This is a genomic window from Microvirga sp. VF16 (genome assembly GCF_016864375.1).
GTDB lineage: Bacteria > Pseudomonadota > Alphaproteobacteria > Rhizobiales > Beijerinckiaceae > Microvirga.
The window spans coordinates 2666036-2681596 of the sequence record NZ_CP069354.1 but is presented as its reverse complement, the minus strand read 5'-3'; the positions used below and the strand labels follow the sequence as shown (position 1 = coordinate 2681596).

Below are 15561 nucleotides of genomic sequence, written 5' to 3'. Positions count from 1 at the left end.
TGGCTCATCACGTTCGCTCCGACGCAGGAAATCACGAACGAGTCACTCCTTCAGAGACCTAATATTAGGCAACAGTCAGCCGATGGCGCATGCGTTCGAAGCCATCATTGCTGTCCCGTGCATAGACATCCTCCAATCGTACGATGTCATCCTCCCCGAGATAGGCGCCGGATTGCACCTCGATCAGATTGAGGAGCACGCGGCCGGGGTTCTCCAGACGGTGCACACAGCCCAGCGGCAGATAGACTGACTCGTTCTCCCGCAGCAGGATCTGTTCGTTATCGCGGGTGACAAGCGCTGTCCCGTTCACCACGATCCAGTGTTCTGCACGATGGTAGTGCTTCTGCAGCGATAGCTTCTCGCCGGGCTTCACCGTGATGCGCTTGACCTGGAAGCGTTCACCCATGTGGAGGGACTGATAGAAGCCCCACGGCCGGTGAACCCGTGTCGTCTGGACGGCGCTATCATGTCCCCTCGCCTTTAACTGGTCCACAAGCTTCTTGACGTCCTGATCTCGCTCTTTCTGCGCGACCAGAATAGCGTCCTGGGTTGCAACGACAATGAGATCCTGAATTCCAACAGCCGCCACCAAGGGGCCGTCCGAGCGGAGATAGCAGCCGCTGCTGTCGAGCGCGACCACATCACCGAGGGAGACTGTGCCATCCTGATCTTTTGAGGCCAGATCCCACAATGCGGACCAAGCACCAACGTCCGACCATGCGCAATCCATCGGCACTACCACGGCAAGGGACGTCTTTTCCATCACTGCGTAGTCGATCGAAATGTCGGGTATGTTCTGGAAGGATGAAGGATCGAGGCGCAGGAAATCCAGATCGACGGTGGCCTTGTCGACAGACTGGGTACAAGCCTGCAGCAATCTTGGCTCCAGGCGTCTCAATTCTTCCAGAAATCGACGTGTCGGCAGCAGGAAGATGCCACTGTTCCAGGAGTATGTCCCGGACTCCACATAGCTCTTGGCCGTACTCGCGTCTGGCTTCTCCTTGAAGCCCAGCACCTGACGGATACGCGAGTCTTCGAGGCACTCTCCGCATTGGATGTAGCCATACCCGGTGGCGGGAGCTTTGGGTGTCATGCCGAAGAGCACGAAATGGCCCTGCTCGGCAGCCGTTCTTCCCGCTTCGATAGCCGCCTGGAATTCCGGTACGTTCCCGATACAGTGATCGACCGGCATCAGCAGAATCAGGCTGTCCGGATCCTGCCTGGAGGCCAGGATGGCAGCCACCGCCGCCGCCGGACAGGTATTGCGCCCAAATGGTTCAAGCAGAAGAGTGGCATCCGCGCATCCCATTTCACGGAGTTGCTCCGCAATCAGGAACCGGTGCTCTGCATTGGCGATCACGAGAGGCGCGCCGAAAAGCGGCTGGCCGGATACCCTCCGAAGCGTCTCCTGCAACAGGCTTCCCTGCCCCAGTAGCGGCAGGAGCTGTTTCGGGTAAGCCTCTCTGGAAAGGGGCCACAGACGGCTGCCGGTGCCGCCCGACATCAGAACTGGGGTGATGAGGCTCATGACTAACGCCTCCGCTGGATTGAGATCGTCGATAGTATGAAGGGCGGATTACCCTGGACGCGCTCGACAACTCAGGCTCAGTCCACGTAAGAATCATAAAACATCCACACGATTGTCATCACGACTATTTCGAGGTCGAACAGAATGGATAGTTCTCAGGGTCGGGGAATTGCAGTCCATTGCCCTCCTGGCCCACGCGCTGGTTTCTGGTTGGCCGCGCGGTGTTGATCGACGCTCATCCGGTCACTCTCGGCTTGACGCCGTGATCCGCCTCGTAGGGGACCAAGAGTGTCAATCAGGCTCTTTCTCCCTGCCGCTGTGCCCAGCGCGTGCGACTTGCACCACGACCATTGGCAGGCGCACACCCTGCTCAAACACGAGGCCCGGACGGTTGGGCGGCAGCTACGTAAAAAGCAGATGGTGGAGGCGTTAAACCATCTGGCCCTGGACTGTCGAACGAAGCGCTTTAATCCGCCGCTTCACTAACGTTCAATCTGGATGCTGCAGCGGGGCGGCCAGAAGGCTGGTCTCCAACGCACTTTATCGAAGAGCATTTATATCGAATAAAGAGTTACATCTGAGAGACAGCCTATTTGCGAGACCGTTAGCATCTATAACAAGATCAAAGATCGTTGCTTCTGCCTCCTCCTTGCTTACGAGGATCTCTCCAATGTTCGGCAAATGAGAGTACGTATAGCCGAGATTGTGACCCATCATGCTGGTCGGCTCAACCATTGGGTCATAGATCGATAAGCGAAATCCCAGTTGAAGAAGACGGCGCGCGAGATCGAGATTGGGGCTTTCCCGCAGATCGTCATTATTTGCCTTGAATGCAAGTCCGACCAAAAGCACCTTTGCTTCAAGGGCCAGGCCTTTTGTGACCAGCTCAACTAAAAATCGCTTGTGTGCTTCATTCGATCGCAAAAGAGAATCGATAACGAACGTATTGGCTCCAATTTCTTCAGCGATGAAATTCAGCGCACGTACATCCTTTGGCAGGCATGAGCCTCCGAAAGCCCCGCCCGGCCGAAGATATTGCGGCGAGATGTTCAGCTTCGTATCGGAAACGAACATTTCATGAATTTTGCCGGCATCGATCCCGAGTTTTGCGCAGACACGGCCTATTTCATTTGCAAAACTTACCTTGAGAGCATGGAAGGTATTATCAACGAGCTTGATGAATTCTGCCTCACGATAGCCAGTGTAAAATATCGGCGCGGACATGTTCTCATACAGCTTATCCACATTAGCCGAGCGTTTGCCGCCCTCAGTTCCTACGACGATCTTTGGCGGATTGAAGTAGTCTTTTATAGCGGTCGACTCTCGTAGAAACTCCGGACTGTAAATCAGTTCCACGGCAGACAGGTTTTCCCCAAGAACACCTTGAAATATTGGGCGCACGAGTTGCTCTATTGTGCCTGGGCGAAACGTGCTGCGGAACATAACCGTCAGCGGATTTCGGCGGGCAGGGTCAACGTGACACGCAATTTGCCGGGATACCTCCGCAATGTAAGACATGTTGTGCGAGCCATCGGGTGCACTAGGTGTCTGGATGCGAGACCTCCTTGGCGTGAGCGACGACCTGGAGGGCTTGAGGCAAAGCGTGTGGATCGGGTGGCTTCGCGCGCCGATTGGCCAGCTTCGGCTCAGCGACCAAGCGGCTTCGCACGACCTCGTCCGGTGATCGCCCCTTGAGCACGCGCTGGCGTCTTCTGTTGTAGGCTTGGTTGAAGCCCTTGAGCAGCGTCTCCAGATCCCCATGGCTGTAGATCGTGATGCCGAGCACTTCACGCTGCACCCGTCCATTGAAGCGCTCGGCGAGACCATTCGTCTGCGGCGTATACGGCTTGGTCCTGCGATGCTCCACCTTCAACTGGTGGCAGGCGTCCTCGAAGCCATCAGCGGTAAAGCACGAGCCACGGTCGGTGAGCACGTGGGTGACCTTGAAGGGAAACGCGCGGATCGCTTCTTTGAGGAAGGCAATCGCGCTTATGGCCAGCTCGTCGTCTTTGACGGCCAGGTGCACCCAGCGCGAGCAGCGGTCGATGGCGACATAGAGGAAGCGTTTGCGGCTCTCGCCATTGGCGGTTCTCAGCTTGGGCAGGTGTTTGATGTCCATGTGCACGAAGCCGAGATCGTAGTCCTTGAAGGTGCCGCTCCGGCGCTGGCGCTGCTGCGCCGGTGGCAGGCGGCCTAAGCCTTCAGCCTTGAGGATGCGGTAGACCGCATCACGGTTGAGATGCGGCAGGAAATGCGTGACCACGAAGGTCAGATCGTCGAGCGGAAAGCCGGTGGCCTGCCTCAGGGCGCAGACGATGGCGCGTTCCTCCTCGGTGGCCCTCCAGGGCAGCTTGTGCGGCCGGCTGCTGTGGTCCTGACAGTCTTTGGGGCCGCGCTTGCGCCATTTGCGGACCGTCTCGGTGCTCACACTGAAGCGCTGGGCCAGCACGCCCGTCGGCTCGGATGAGCGGGCAATCTCCTGGCGGACGGCTGGAGTGGTGCGGGCTTGCGGATGAAGGGAGTGCATCATGTCCTCCTGCGATGAGGAGCTCGGCGCCGCAGGCCGTCAAAGCGCCAAGCATACTCCTCAATCGCGCAACGCACTTGGTCCCAACAACGTTCCGCCACCAGACAACTTAGGTGTGCCCACGCAGACCATCACAATATCGCAGTGACCGAGACGTCCATCAACGCTCAGAGAGGTCTCAAGCCGACCTTCCTGCACTCCGAGAAGAAGCAAGTCATTGAGACCGGGCTCATAGATTGGAGATCTTCCGTCTTTGATAAGTGCTAGCTTGTCCTCGTTTGGCTCAATGCCAAGGATAAAGTGCCCTTCCTTGAGCAAACAGCCAGCAGCTGTCAATCCGACATAGCCGAGGCCTAATATTGCGATTTTCATCGTTCATGCCTCATTGCCCCATTTTGAATATGATCTTTGTTTTTCAGAAAAACTAATGACCTCGGACAACCATGAAGCCGCACAATCTCAAACAATACTACATTTTTTTCATTTATATTGACACAGTATCCAGGCGGACGCCCTGATCATATCAAAATTAAACTATGTGAAAAATTATTATTCCGGAATCAAAAACCACTGCAGAGAGTAATACATAATATTATGAAATTAATACCGATGAGTTATTTGCTCACCAACCGCCAAGCTTTGATTCGAAGCGTCCAAACTCGGCTGCATTTGACGTCGCACATATGCAGTTCGGCATAGCAGGTTAATTAAAGCCTACTTGATGCGGGTGAGTCGCCAAGGAAAAAGCCGCATCGGCGTTTGATCCGATGCGGCTTGATAGACGGCTAGGCTAGTCTCAGCCAATCTTAAAGACTGGAGATGATCGCGTCGATGCCTTCCATAATCGCGGACGGCGAGGTGCCGAGCGCGTTGAGGCCGATATCCAGCAGCCAATAGCAGCCCAAGATGATCACCGGCACGAGGATCCACCCCAAGATTTCCTCGAACCACACACGCCGGCGACGGCGCAGATAGCGCTTCTCGCGCCATGACAGCTTCGCCGGCGTCTCCAGGGTTCGGGACGCTTCCAGGGGTCCCTCGTGAATCTCGATCGTCATGCTCTAACCAACGGAACTTTCGGAACGGTGCGGACACCGCCGCCCCCATTACCATCGGATCCCTTCGGTTTCACGGTCTTTTTCGCCTTCGAAGAGGCCTTGGCCTTGGGCTTCTTCTTGGCGGCGTTCGCGACATCCTTCTCGGGCTTCGGCTTCACCGGACCCTCGACATATTCGAAGCCGAGACTCTGCAGACCGATCTCGTCCGTCTTGACGACCACACGAACGGCACCGCCATTCTTCAGGCGACCGAAGAGGACTTCGTCCGCCAGCGGCGTCTTGATGGTCGACTGGATCAGGCGGCCCATTGGGCGGGCGCCCATGGCCTCGTCATAGCCATGCTCGACCAGCCAGTCGCGGGCCTCGTCCGTGAGTTCGATCGAGACGTTGCGGTCGGCAAGCTGGGCATCGAGCTGCATGACGAACTTGTCCACGACCTTCTGAACCACCTCTTTCGGCAGATGAGCGAAGGAAATGATCGCATCGAGCCGGTTGCGGAACTCGGGTGTGAACAGCTTGTTGACCGCTTCCGTATCGTCACCCTCACGCTTGGTGCGGGTGAAGCCGTAGGCCGGACGGGCCATGTCGGCGGCCCCCGCATTCGTGGTCATGATGATGATCACGTTGCGGAAATCGACCTGCTTGCCGTTGTGATCCGTCAGCTTCCCATGGTCCATGACCTGAAGCAGGATGTTGAACAGATCTGGATGCGCCTTCTCGATCTCGTCGAGCAGGAGCACGCAATGCGGATGCTGGTCGACGCCGTCGGTCAGCAGGCCGCCCTGATCGAAGCCCACATAGCCGGGAGGCGCGCCGATCAGACGGCTGACCGTGTGACGCTCCATGTATTCCGACATGTCGAAGCGCAGGAGCTCGACGCCGAGCGAAGCCGCCAGTTGCTTGGCCACCTCCGTCTTGCCGACGCCCGTGGGGCCGGCGAAGAGGTAGGAGCCGATGGGCTTTTCCGCATCGCGCAGGCCAGCGCGAGCCAGCTTGATCGCCGAGGACAGCGCCTCGATAGCCTTGTCCTGACCGTAGACGACCCGCTTCAGGGTATCCTGCAGGTGAGCGAGCACCTCGGCATCGTCCTTCGATACGGTCTTGGGCGGAATGCGGGCCATGGTGGCGATGGTCGCCTCGATCTCCTTGATGCCAATGGTCTTCTTACGACGGCCTTCGGGAAGGAGCATCTGCGATGCGCCGGTCTCGTCGATCACGTCGATCGCCTTGTCCGGCAACTTGCGATCATTGATATACCTGGCCGACAGCTCCACCGCTGCCTTCACGGCGTCGTTGGTGTACTTCAGCTTGTGGAAGTCCTCGAAGTAAGGCTTCAGCCCCTTCACGATCTCGATCGCATCCGGCACCGAAGGCTCGTTGACGTCGATCTTCTGGAAGCGACGCACGAGGGCCCGATCCTTCTCGAAATACTGCCGGTACTCCTTGTAGGTCGTGGAGCCGATGCAGCGCAGCGTACCCTGAGCCAAGGCAGGCTTGAGCAGGTTCGAGGCGTCCATGGCGCCGCCGGAGGTCGCACCAGCACCGATCACCGTATGGATCTCGTCGATGAACATGATCGCGTTCGGGTGCTGTTCGATCTCCTTCATCACCTGCTTCAGGCGCTCTTCGAAGTCGCCGCGATAGCGGGTGCCCGCCAGAAGCGTGCCCATGTCGAGGGAGAAGACGGTGGCTCCCTTGAGGACCTCCGGCACCTCGCCCTGGACGATCTTGCGGGCCAGACCTTCCGCGATGGCGGTCTTGCCGACGCCGGGCTCGCCGACGAGGAGCGGATTGTTCTTCTGGCGGCGGCACAGGACCTGGATGGTACGCTGGACCTCGGACTCGCGGCCGATCAGCGGATCGATCCGACCTTCCTTCGCCTTCTTGTTGAGGTTGACGCAGTAAGCCTCAAGCGCGTCGCCCTTTTTCTTACTCCGCGCGTCACCCTCGTCCTGGGTCGGACGCTCGGTCGAGGATTCCTCCTCGGAGCCGCGCGGCGAGCGGCTCTCGGTGAGGCCGGGACGCTTGGCGATACCGTGGCTGATATAGTTGACCGCGTCGTAACGGGTCATGTCCTGCTCCTGCAGGAAGTAGGCCGCATGGCTCTCCCGCTCGGCAAAGATGGCGACAAGCACGTTCGCACCCGTCACCTCGTCGCGACCAGACGACTGGACATGAATCACAGCCCGCTGAATCACACGCTGGAAACCGGCCGTCGGCTTGGAATCCTGGCGTCCATCGGCCACGAGATTGGCAAGCTCGCTATCGACGTAATCGACCAAGTTGCGGCGGAGAACATCGAGATCGACATTGCAGGCCCGCATGACGGCCGCAGCGTCCTGGTCGTCGATCAGAGCCAGGAGGAGGTGCTCGAGGGTAGCGTATTCATGGCGGCGCTCGCCCGCGAGAGCGAGGGCTCGGTGAAGGGCTTGTTCAAGACTGCGAGAAAAGCTCGGCAACGGCTTGTCCTTTATAAGACGGGCTTAAGCTAATTCTTTTCCATGACACATTGCAGAGGGTGCTGGTGCTTCCGGGCGAAATCCATCACCTGTGTCACCTTCGTCTCAGCAACTTCGTAAGTAAAAACTCCACATTCCCCCACGCCATTCTGATGCACGTGCAACATGATCCGGGTTGCATCCTCACGGTTCTTGTTGAAGAAGCGCTCCAGCACGTGCACCACGAACTCCATTGGGGTGTAATCATCGTTCAAGAGAAGAACGCGGTAAAGGTTCGGCCGTTTCGTGCGCGGCTTGGTTTTCGTGATGATGGCCGTGTTCGAGCGCCCGCCATCATCGCCTCCAGGGGGCTGTGACCCGCCGGCAGCGGAGATCGGAAAAGACTCCGACAGGGTCAAAGTACCTTGAGCTAACCGCAGCATAATCGGACGACCGCCCCTTCTTCTGTCCTCGCCCTCGGCCTTCGGCCCATCCTGTCTCGGGCCGTCGACATCAAGCCAAATGTATAGTCGCTCCATTCGGTTCGCCAGATCAACCAGATGGGTGGTCGCAGCCTCCTGGAAAAGAGCGACATCTTGGTCACTCCTGCGCGAGCGGCGCAAGCGTGCAGCCAAGCCTTAGGCGCATGGCAGCTCCAACGCAAAACGCCCGGGACAGGCCCGGGCGCTTCATGAGAGAAGAGCTGCAATCGTCCGATCAGGCGGTCGTCGCCTTGGAAAGGAGGCCCTCGTAAGGCTTGATCGTCTCAGTCGCGAGAGCGGAATAGAGCGCGCCCATCTTAGTGGTCTGGCTCACGAGGCTGTCATAGGCGCTCTTCACGAAGGCCGTCTGAATCTCAAAAGCCTTATCGAGGGTCTGCACACCGATGAGCTTTTCGACGGTCGCAGAGGTCTGCTCGAACGACTTCCGGGCGAAATCCGCTGTTTCGGTCGCGATCGCCTGGCTGTTGCTGGAAAAGGCGCCCAGGGCCTTTACGGTGGCATCCAGGTTGTCCTGGCCGAATTTCTGAATCTGGGTAAACGGCTGAAGCATTGTGAACCTCGGCAATAAGGCGTTAAATGACGGTTGGCGCCGCTGGATAGCTGACGAACTCAATATGTGCAGTGCACAAAATTTGTCAAGTTCTATTGTGCATTGCACAATATTTCAATCATTCGATTCCCCCGTTAACCGCCCCGTAACCGCATCCTCTTACTGTCGGAGGATGTGTTGTGCTGGCAACGGTTCCTTTCAGAGAGCCGGGCGCACGGGCCTAAAACCAAACGAAACAGGGATTTTTGCAGCATGAATTCGGTTTGGATGGGACACCGAAAGACATGGGCTCTTATTGGTATTGTTGCTTCAGTTGCGGTTGCGTTTTCCTCTCCGGCGGATGCAGCGCGCCGCAGGGCTAAGCCCTCCGGCGGCGGTTTTAGCCCTCTCACAGCCTCCATCGTCGTCGATTCCAAGACCGGCAAGGTGCTCCAGGGCGAGAATATCGACGAACCCCGGATTCCGGCTTCGATCACCAAGGTGATGAGCCTTTACCTGCTGTTCGAGCAGCTTGAACGCGGGCGCATGCGCCTCGACACGCCCCTGACCGTTTCGACCTATGCCGCAAGCCAGCCTCCGACCAAGCTTGGTCTTCGTCCCGGATCGGCTATTGAGGTCGATGATGCCATCAAGGCCATGGTGACCCTGTCCGCCAACGACGTCTCGGTCGTGGTGGCAGAAAACATCGCGGGTTCAGAGGATGCCTTCGCCCAGATGATGACCCGCAAGGCCAAGGAGCTCGGCATGAGCTCAACCGCGTTCTACAACCCGCACGGCCTGCCGCATGAGCCACCGAACATCACCACCGCCCGCGACCTGTCCGTCCTCGGCCGTGCGATCCAGGACCGCTTCCCGAAATATTTCGCCTATTTCCAGACCCGCTCGTTCCAGTACGGCAGCCGCACCATCCGCGGCCACAACCGTCTGCTCGGTAAGGTCGAAGGCGTGGACGGCATCAAGACCGGCTACACCCGCCTCTCCGGCTTCAACCTGCTGACCTCGGTCAATACCGATACCCGCAGCATCGTCGCCGTCGTGCTCGGCGGCCGCTCCGGCTCTTCTCGCGACCAGAAGATGGCGGCCCTAATCGATGATCACCTGCCCCGCGCCTATGCCGGTGCTCGTACGGCACCAGCCGTAGTCGAGAGCCGATCCGCCATGGTAGCCGAAGCTCCGGCTCCGCGCTCGGTTGAAGCCACTCCGGTCGCAGCTCCTGTGCGAGTCGCCTCGGCCACCCCACAGGCTCCTGTCGCGCAAGCCTCGACGCCTCAAGCTGCACCCGAGCGTAAGCCGCTCGACCTGAATACTTTGCGCCCCGTCGTAGCCTCGGCCGCCGGCGCCAGCTCGACCACCACGCCCTCCTCGGTGCGGTGGCAGAAGGGACAGGAGCCGTTGCCCCTGAACGCCCAGGCCTACGCCGCCCTGCCGGCTCCGGCCCAGATCCCGGCCTCTCAGAAGGCCGCTCTGCAGGCCAAGATCGAGGCGAAAGCAGTCGAGCCCGCACCGGCTGCAACCACCGCTGCGGCGACCAAGGTCGCATCTCTCAAGATGGATGCTCCCAAAACTGAGGTTGCCGAACCCAAAAAAGCTGTGACGGGTTGGGTGATCCAGCTCGGCGCCACGGACGACGAGGACAAGGCCAAGGCCATGCTCGACTCGGCCCGCAGCCGCTTCGGCAAGCTCCTCAACAAGGCCGCTCCGTTCACCGAGAAAGTGACTGTGGACGGCAGCACGCTCTATCGTGCCCGCTTCTCCGGCTTCTCCGAATCCAACGATGCCGCCAACGCTTGCAAGCAGCTCAAGAAGGGCGGCATGAACTGCTTCGCCTCGCGCGGCTGATCTGATGTAAGGGAGTTCTGCGACGGCGCGTGTGTTTGCGCCGCCGCAGTCTAAAGACAAACCGGATCGCGCGTGGAGTATCAGCGATGTCGGCCCAGCAAAACTTCTCTCGCCTCGTTCACGCGAGCCGCGAGATACGCCGTCCCTCCCTGGTCGGGATGGAGTTTCTTCATGAGCGTCCGATGCGCTTTTCGGATCTCATCGAGGCTCGCACCCGGCTGAAGCCCCAGGATCTGATAGGCTTCCTCTTTCGTCATTACGCCCGAATGCGCATGGGTGCGCGTCCGCGTGTCACGATCTCCCTGAGCGTTTTCACGCCAGCCGGAAAACCTGCGATCAAGATAAGCCTCTAGGAGCGGAATGCCCTGGGGATCATGGGCACAGCATTCGTCATAGAGACGGCGCAGGCTCTGTGGATCGAGACTTGAGAGGCGGCGGCCAGCGAAAGCCCCGACCAAAATGCTGCCCTCGACGGCGCCGGTCGCGTGGTCGATTTCCATCTCGATCATCGCCGATCGGATGCGGGAGAAGCGGCCGGTCGCCTGCTGGAATTTCTGCCAGGGGCCGGGAATGTTCAGGGCATTCCAGCCTAGGGCCCAGGCCCCAAAGCCCCCTAGCAGGAGGGCCATATCGAAACGCCCCTTGATGCCTAGCAGCACGGCCGCGCCAAGAGCCGCGACACCCGCCACGACTTTGAGGCTCTTCGCCAGAACCTTCGTGTCCGTCCGCGTATACGTCTTGGCAAGCCACCACAGAAGGGCGACCGCCGCGATTCCGAAAAGCAGCATCATCGTTTTTGTCCCCACCCCAACATGTGGGCCGGGATGGGGCGGATGTAAATTGCAAGGTTGAAGAATGAGGGCCCGACGAAAGCCTATTCGGGCCGTTTCGGCATATCGAGGCCGCGCTGGACGGCCGGGCGTGCCAAGCCACGCTCCAGCCAGGCCGGAACCCACTTCAGGCGGTCGAACTCCACCAGTTCGCCCGCGCCATAGAACCCGATCAGGTTGCGGACCCAGCCGAGCAGAGAGATGTCGGCGATGGTGTAGTCCTCGCCCATGATCCAATTGCGGCCTTCCAGCCTCGTCTCAAGCACGCCGAGCAGGCGCTTGGATTCGTTGCGATATCTTTCGAGCGGACGCTTGTCCTCGATCTCGCGACCCGCGAATTTGTGGAAGAAGCCGAGCTGGCCGAACATCGGTCCCACCGCCGCCATCTGGAAGAATACCCACTGGATGGTCTGATAGCGCTGCGCCGGATCGGACGGCAGGAACTTGTCAGTCTTCTCGGCGAGGTAGAGAAGGATCGCGCCGGATTCAAACAGGGGCAGCGGTTTTCCGCCCGGTCCGTTAGGATCGATGATGGAAGGAATTTTGCCGTTCGGGTTCAGAGACAGGAATTCTGGCGTCCAGGTCTCGTTCTGGCCGATATTGATGAAATGCGGCTCGTAAGGAAGTTCGGTCTCCTCCAGCATAATGGAGACCTTGACCCCGTTAGGCGTGGGCGTGGAATAGAGCTGGATCCGGTTGGGATGCTGGGCCGGCCAGCGGGCCGCGATCGGGAAAGCGGAGAGATCAGCCATGGAAACTCCATCATCGGCGTGAGTCGTGATGGAGCGATGCTAGAGCATCGGACCCAAAAGTGGACCCACTTTTGGGATCCAGTCCGATGCTCAATCTCTTAAGCGGCGCATCGTTGATGCGGAAAACCGGGTCCACTTTTCGCTGACGCGACCCTCTGGGTCCGCACGATGCGCTAGAGGGAGCAACCCGGCTTGCAAACGTGAAGCCGGGGCTATCCCAATCAAGTTTCAGTGCAGCTGCGAGAACCGGCTGCGCTGGCTTTCCCGTTCCCAGGTCTGGACCACGATCCCGTTGATACCCGAATCGTGCAGTCTGTCGCTCAGATCGATGAAATGTCGCTCAGTTGCCTCCACATCGAGCTCGATCTGGTCGTCATCCACATGTTCGAGTTCCGAGGCGGCGTAGCGCTCATAGGCGGCCGACATCTCGGCATAGGCAAAGGCCACGGGAAGTGTGCGGAAGATGGTGGAGAATTCCTCGTCCAGCTCGCCAGTGGTCAAGTCCCGCATTTGGACGAGATAGCCGTCGTCATGCTCGCAGACTTCGTAACGCCAGTGCCGGCCTTCAGATGCACACATCAGCATCGGAACCTCCACTCAACTGTACTGCTGAGCCAATGCTATTCGAGGCAGCGCGGTTCCAGGACGATCCCCAGCTAAAAAGTCTAACGGCGCCCACCGACTTCCGCCCGGACACGGCCGCCGATCCGCACTTGCGTACCATTCCCTAAATCGATGAAGCCCTGGTTCGCCCTGGGAGAATTTTGACTCTTTGCCTCCAGTCGGCGGTCCGGCAAACGTTCCTTGCATTCCGGGGGCACTTGCACATTCATGCCAGGAGGCATGTCAGGCATGCGGCACTCTTTCGCAAGGACAGAGCTATCGGTGGCGATCAGAAGGAAGGCTGTCGCGAACAGAAGCCTCATCGAACCATCTCCAGGGATTCACATAGGTTATAGAAGACCCAGCTCGGCCAGTTCGCGACGCATGTCTTCCGGCATGACGGCAAGATCGCCCGATTTGAGATCGATGTCACGCGGAGCTTCCTTGGCGGCCAGATAGCGCCAACCCTGGAACGGCCGATACGGACGCGGCTCCACTGCAACCACCTTCGATTCCAGCACCAGATGACAACGGCCAATGCCGTCGGCATCTGTGAAGGGACGCACGTCCAGCAGCTTCTGGCGTGCTGCAACCTGCCCTTTGATCACCCAGAACAAGGAGCCGCCATCCAGTAGCTCGTCGACGCGCTTCGGCACCATGCGGGTAGTATGCGTCTGCTCGTAATCGCGTCCAAGGCGCCGATGCAGCGCGCGGTTCTCCTCGATCCACTCTTCAAGGTCCGTGATCGAGTCGCAGCCGACGCAGAGTTTGATCAGGTGAAGTGCCATATCCGTCTTCAACCACGTGCTCGCCCGATGTGTCACCCGGCAATGCGCCGCAGCTTATTCCTCTGTTTTGAATACGATCAGGCGTGCCCCTTCCGCAACCTGCGCCCCCGGCTCGGCGGCGATCTCCGCCACCTCGGAATCAGAGGGCGCCACCAGCACATGCTCCATCTTCATGGCTTCGACAATGGCAAGCCGCTGGCCCTTCTCGACCCGCTCACCGGGCTGCACGAACACGGCAATGAGCTTGCCATGCATCGGTGCCTTGACCGTGCCGCCCTCATCCATGTGCTCGAGATCGACATCGAACGGATCGTAGGGCTGCACAAGCGTCTGGCGCCCATGACGGATGATGTAGACGCCGTGTGGCGCCTCCACCTCCTGGTCAACCTCCGCATCGGCCCAGGGATCGCTCTTGCCGAACGCAACCGTACTCGCACCAGGATGCTCGCGGCTGAACACCTCGCGGGCATCGACACGTTCGCCATCAACGCGCAGCGGAACGCCGACGCTGCGCAGTCCGAGAAGCTGGAAGCCGTCCGGCATCGACCAAGGCGACGCCGGTTCATCGCTTTTCTGCAGTTCGGCCATGCGCAGCCGCTCGATTTCCCGCGAGATCAGCGCGGAAGCGCCGAACGACACGGCAACCTCATCCACTGGCTGCGGTCCGACCCCGAGGCTTTCGATATTACGGTCGATGAAGCCGGTATCGAACTGCCCTATCCTAAAACCTTCGGCCTCGCACAGCTTCTTCAGGAACGCCGCATTGGTCTTCGGACCGGCAACGATCGTTTGCCCAAGCGCTTCAGCCAGCTTGTCCAAGGCCTCCTCACGCGTCGCAGCGTGCGCGATGACCTTCGCAATCATCGGGTCGTAATAGGGCGTCACCTCGGCTCCGGCCTCGACGCCGGTATCGATGCGGATGCCCTCGCCTTCCGGAAATTCCAAGGCCCAGAGTTTTCCTGTCGAGGGCAGGAATTCCTTTTCCGGGTCCTCCGCATAGAGACGCGCCTCGACCGCATGGCCGTCGATGGCGAGGTCGCCCTGCGAGAACGGCAGCGTCTCACCAGACGCGACGCGGAACTGCAGTTCTACGAGGTCGAGCCCGGTGATCGCTTCCGTCACTGGATGCTCGACCTGCAGGCGGGTGTTCATTTCCATGAAATAGAATCGGTCGGGACGAAGGCCTTCGCGCCCGTCGGCAATGAACTCGACGGTACCCGCGCCGACATAACCGACCGCGCGGGCTGCTTCGACGGCAGCCTGTCCCATCACGTGGCGCATCTCTGGTGTCATGCCGGGAGCCGGCGCTTCCTCGATGACCTTCTGGTGGCGGCGCTGGAGAGAGCAGTCGCGCTCGAAGAGATGCACCACGTTACCGTGGCTGTCGGCAAAGACCTGGATCTCGATATGGCGCGGCGAGAGAATGTATTTCTCCACCAGCACGCGCGGATCGCCGAAGGCGTTCTGCGCCTCGCGCTGCGCGCTCTCCAGCGCCGCATCGAAATCGGCCGCCTTCTCGACGCGCCGCATCCCCTTGCCGCCGCCGCCGGCAACGGCCTTGATCAGAACCGGATAGCCGATCTCGTAGGCTTTCTGGCGGAGGAAATCCGGATCCTGCTTCGAACCGTGATAGCCGGGCACGACCGGCACGCCCGCCTGCTGCACCAGCGCCTTGGCCGCATCCTTCAGGCCCATGGCCTTGATGGCGGAAGCCGGCGGTCCGACGAACACAATGCCACTCTTGGCACAGGCGTCCGCAAATTCGGCCCGCTCGGAGAGAAAACCATAGCCAGGGTGAATGGCGGTGGCTTTGGCGCGTTTGGCGACTTCGATGATTTTGTCGATCTGGAGATAGCTCTCACGGGCGGGCGGCGGGCCGATGGGATACGCCTCGTCAGCCATCTGCACGAAGAGTGCGTCCGAATCGGCCTCCGAATAGACCGCAATGGTCCGCATCCCCAGCCGCTGGGCGGTGCGAATGATGCGGCATGCGATCTCGCCACGATTCGCAATCAGGACACTCTCGAGCATTTCCGACCCTTGTTCCGGCAATTCTGTCTGGCTTTACCAAACCTAGAGCAAACCTCGGGCGTCTTGTCACGCGAGAACAGGCGAGCCGAAAGCCTGTCTCCAACAGGGTGCCTC

The 15561-nt window shown here is 59.5% G+C and carries 14 protein-coding genes; 1 reads left to right on the top strand and 13 read right to left on the bottom strand.

Translation table 11 applies throughout. The features are described 5' to 3' along the window. Positions 1–64: 64 nt before the first annotated feature. The 8 genes from JO965_RS12610 to JO965_RS12575 form a co-directional block, all read right to left on the bottom strand. Positions 65–1528: a mannose-1-phosphate guanylyltransferase/mannose-6-phosphate isomerase gene (locus tag JO965_RS12610; protein ID WP_203443943.1), complete on the bottom strand. Its 1464-nt coding sequence runs from the start codon at positions 1526–1528 to the stop codon at positions 65–67. Positions 1529–2068: 540 nt separating this feature from the next. Then, positions 2069–3046, bottom strand: coding sequence for a nucleotide sugar dehydrogenase (locus JO965_RS12605; protein ID WP_203443941.1), 978 nt, complete (start codon positions 3044–3046; stop codon positions 2069–2071). A 22-nt stretch (positions 3047–3068) separates the two neighbouring features. Then, positions 3069–4055: an IS481 family transposase gene (locus JO965_RS12600; protein ID WP_203444173.1), complete on the bottom strand. Its 987-nt coding sequence runs from the start codon at positions 4053–4055 to the stop codon at positions 3069–3071. A 60-nt stretch (positions 4056–4115) separates the two neighbouring features. Then, positions 4116–4427: a hypothetical protein gene (locus JO965_RS12595; RefSeq protein WP_203443937.1), complete on the bottom strand. Its 312-nt coding sequence runs from the start codon at positions 4425–4427 to the stop codon at positions 4116–4118. A gap of 434 nt (positions 4428–4861) precedes the next feature. Beyond that, a complete protein-coding gene (locus JO965_RS12590) occupies positions 4862–5113 on the bottom strand; it encodes a hypothetical protein (protein WP_203443935.1) in 252 nt (83 codons plus the stop codon). After that, positions 5110–7572, bottom strand: coding sequence for an ATP-dependent Clp protease ATP-binding subunit ClpA (clpA, locus tag JO965_RS12585; protein WP_203443934.1), 2463 nt, complete (start codon positions 7570–7572; stop codon positions 5110–5112). Before clpA ends, JO965_RS12590 begins: the two co-directional genes overlap by 4 nt. Positions 7573–7601: 29 nt before the next feature. Continuing rightward, positions 7602–7994 carry an ATP-dependent Clp protease adapter ClpS gene (clpS, locus tag JO965_RS12580; RefSeq protein WP_203444172.1) on the bottom strand — a complete coding sequence of 131 codons (393 nt, stop codon included), beginning with the start codon at positions 7992–7994 and terminating at the stop codon, positions 7602–7604. A 274-nt stretch (positions 7995–8268) separates the two neighbouring features. Further along, positions 8269–8604 carry a phasin family protein gene (locus JO965_RS12575; protein WP_203443933.1) on the bottom strand — a complete coding sequence of 112 codons (336 nt, stop codon included), beginning with the start codon at positions 8602–8604 and terminating at the stop codon, positions 8269–8271. Between the two features lie 252 nt (positions 8605–8856). Here JO965_RS12575 and JO965_RS12570 point away from each other — a divergent pair, with 252 nt between their 5' ends. Continuing rightward, positions 8857–10443, top strand: coding sequence for a D-alanyl-D-alanine carboxypeptidase (locus JO965_RS12570; RefSeq protein ID WP_203443932.1), 1587 nt, complete (start codon positions 8857–8859; stop codon positions 10441–10443). 80 nt (positions 10444–10523) lie between these two features. On the opposite strand, the gene JO965_RS49180 is transcribed toward JO965_RS12570, so the two are convergent. From JO965_RS49180 to JO965_RS12545, 5 genes are all read right to left on the bottom strand, one after another. Beyond that, positions 10524–11234: a DnaJ domain-containing protein gene (locus JO965_RS49180; protein ID WP_203443931.1), complete on the bottom strand. Its 711-nt coding sequence runs from the start codon at positions 11232–11234 to the stop codon at positions 10524–10526. 83 nt (positions 11235–11317) lie between these two features. Further along, the gene (locus tag JO965_RS12560; RefSeq protein WP_203443928.1) at positions 11318–12025 is read right to left on the bottom strand and encodes a glutathione S-transferase N-terminal domain-containing protein; all 708 of its coding nucleotides are present in this window, start codon (positions 12023–12025) and stop codon (positions 11318–11320) included. A 228-nt stretch (positions 12026–12253) separates the two neighbouring features. Further along, positions 12254–12610: a hypothetical protein gene (locus tag JO965_RS12555; protein WP_203443927.1), complete on the bottom strand. Its 357-nt coding sequence runs from the start codon at positions 12608–12610 to the stop codon at positions 12254–12256. 368 nt (positions 12611–12978) lie between these two features. Then, positions 12979–13416, bottom strand: a complete 438-nt coding sequence (locus JO965_RS12550; RefSeq protein ID WP_203443926.1) for a DUF1489 family protein — start codon at positions 13414–13416, stop codon at positions 12979–12981. A 54-nt stretch (positions 13417–13470) separates the two neighbouring features. Next, positions 13471–15447, bottom strand: coding sequence for an acetyl/propionyl/methylcrotonyl-CoA carboxylase subunit alpha (locus tag JO965_RS12545; protein WP_203443924.1), 1977 nt, complete (start codon positions 15445–15447; stop codon positions 13471–13473). Between the last annotated feature and the right edge of the window lie 114 nt (positions 15448–15561).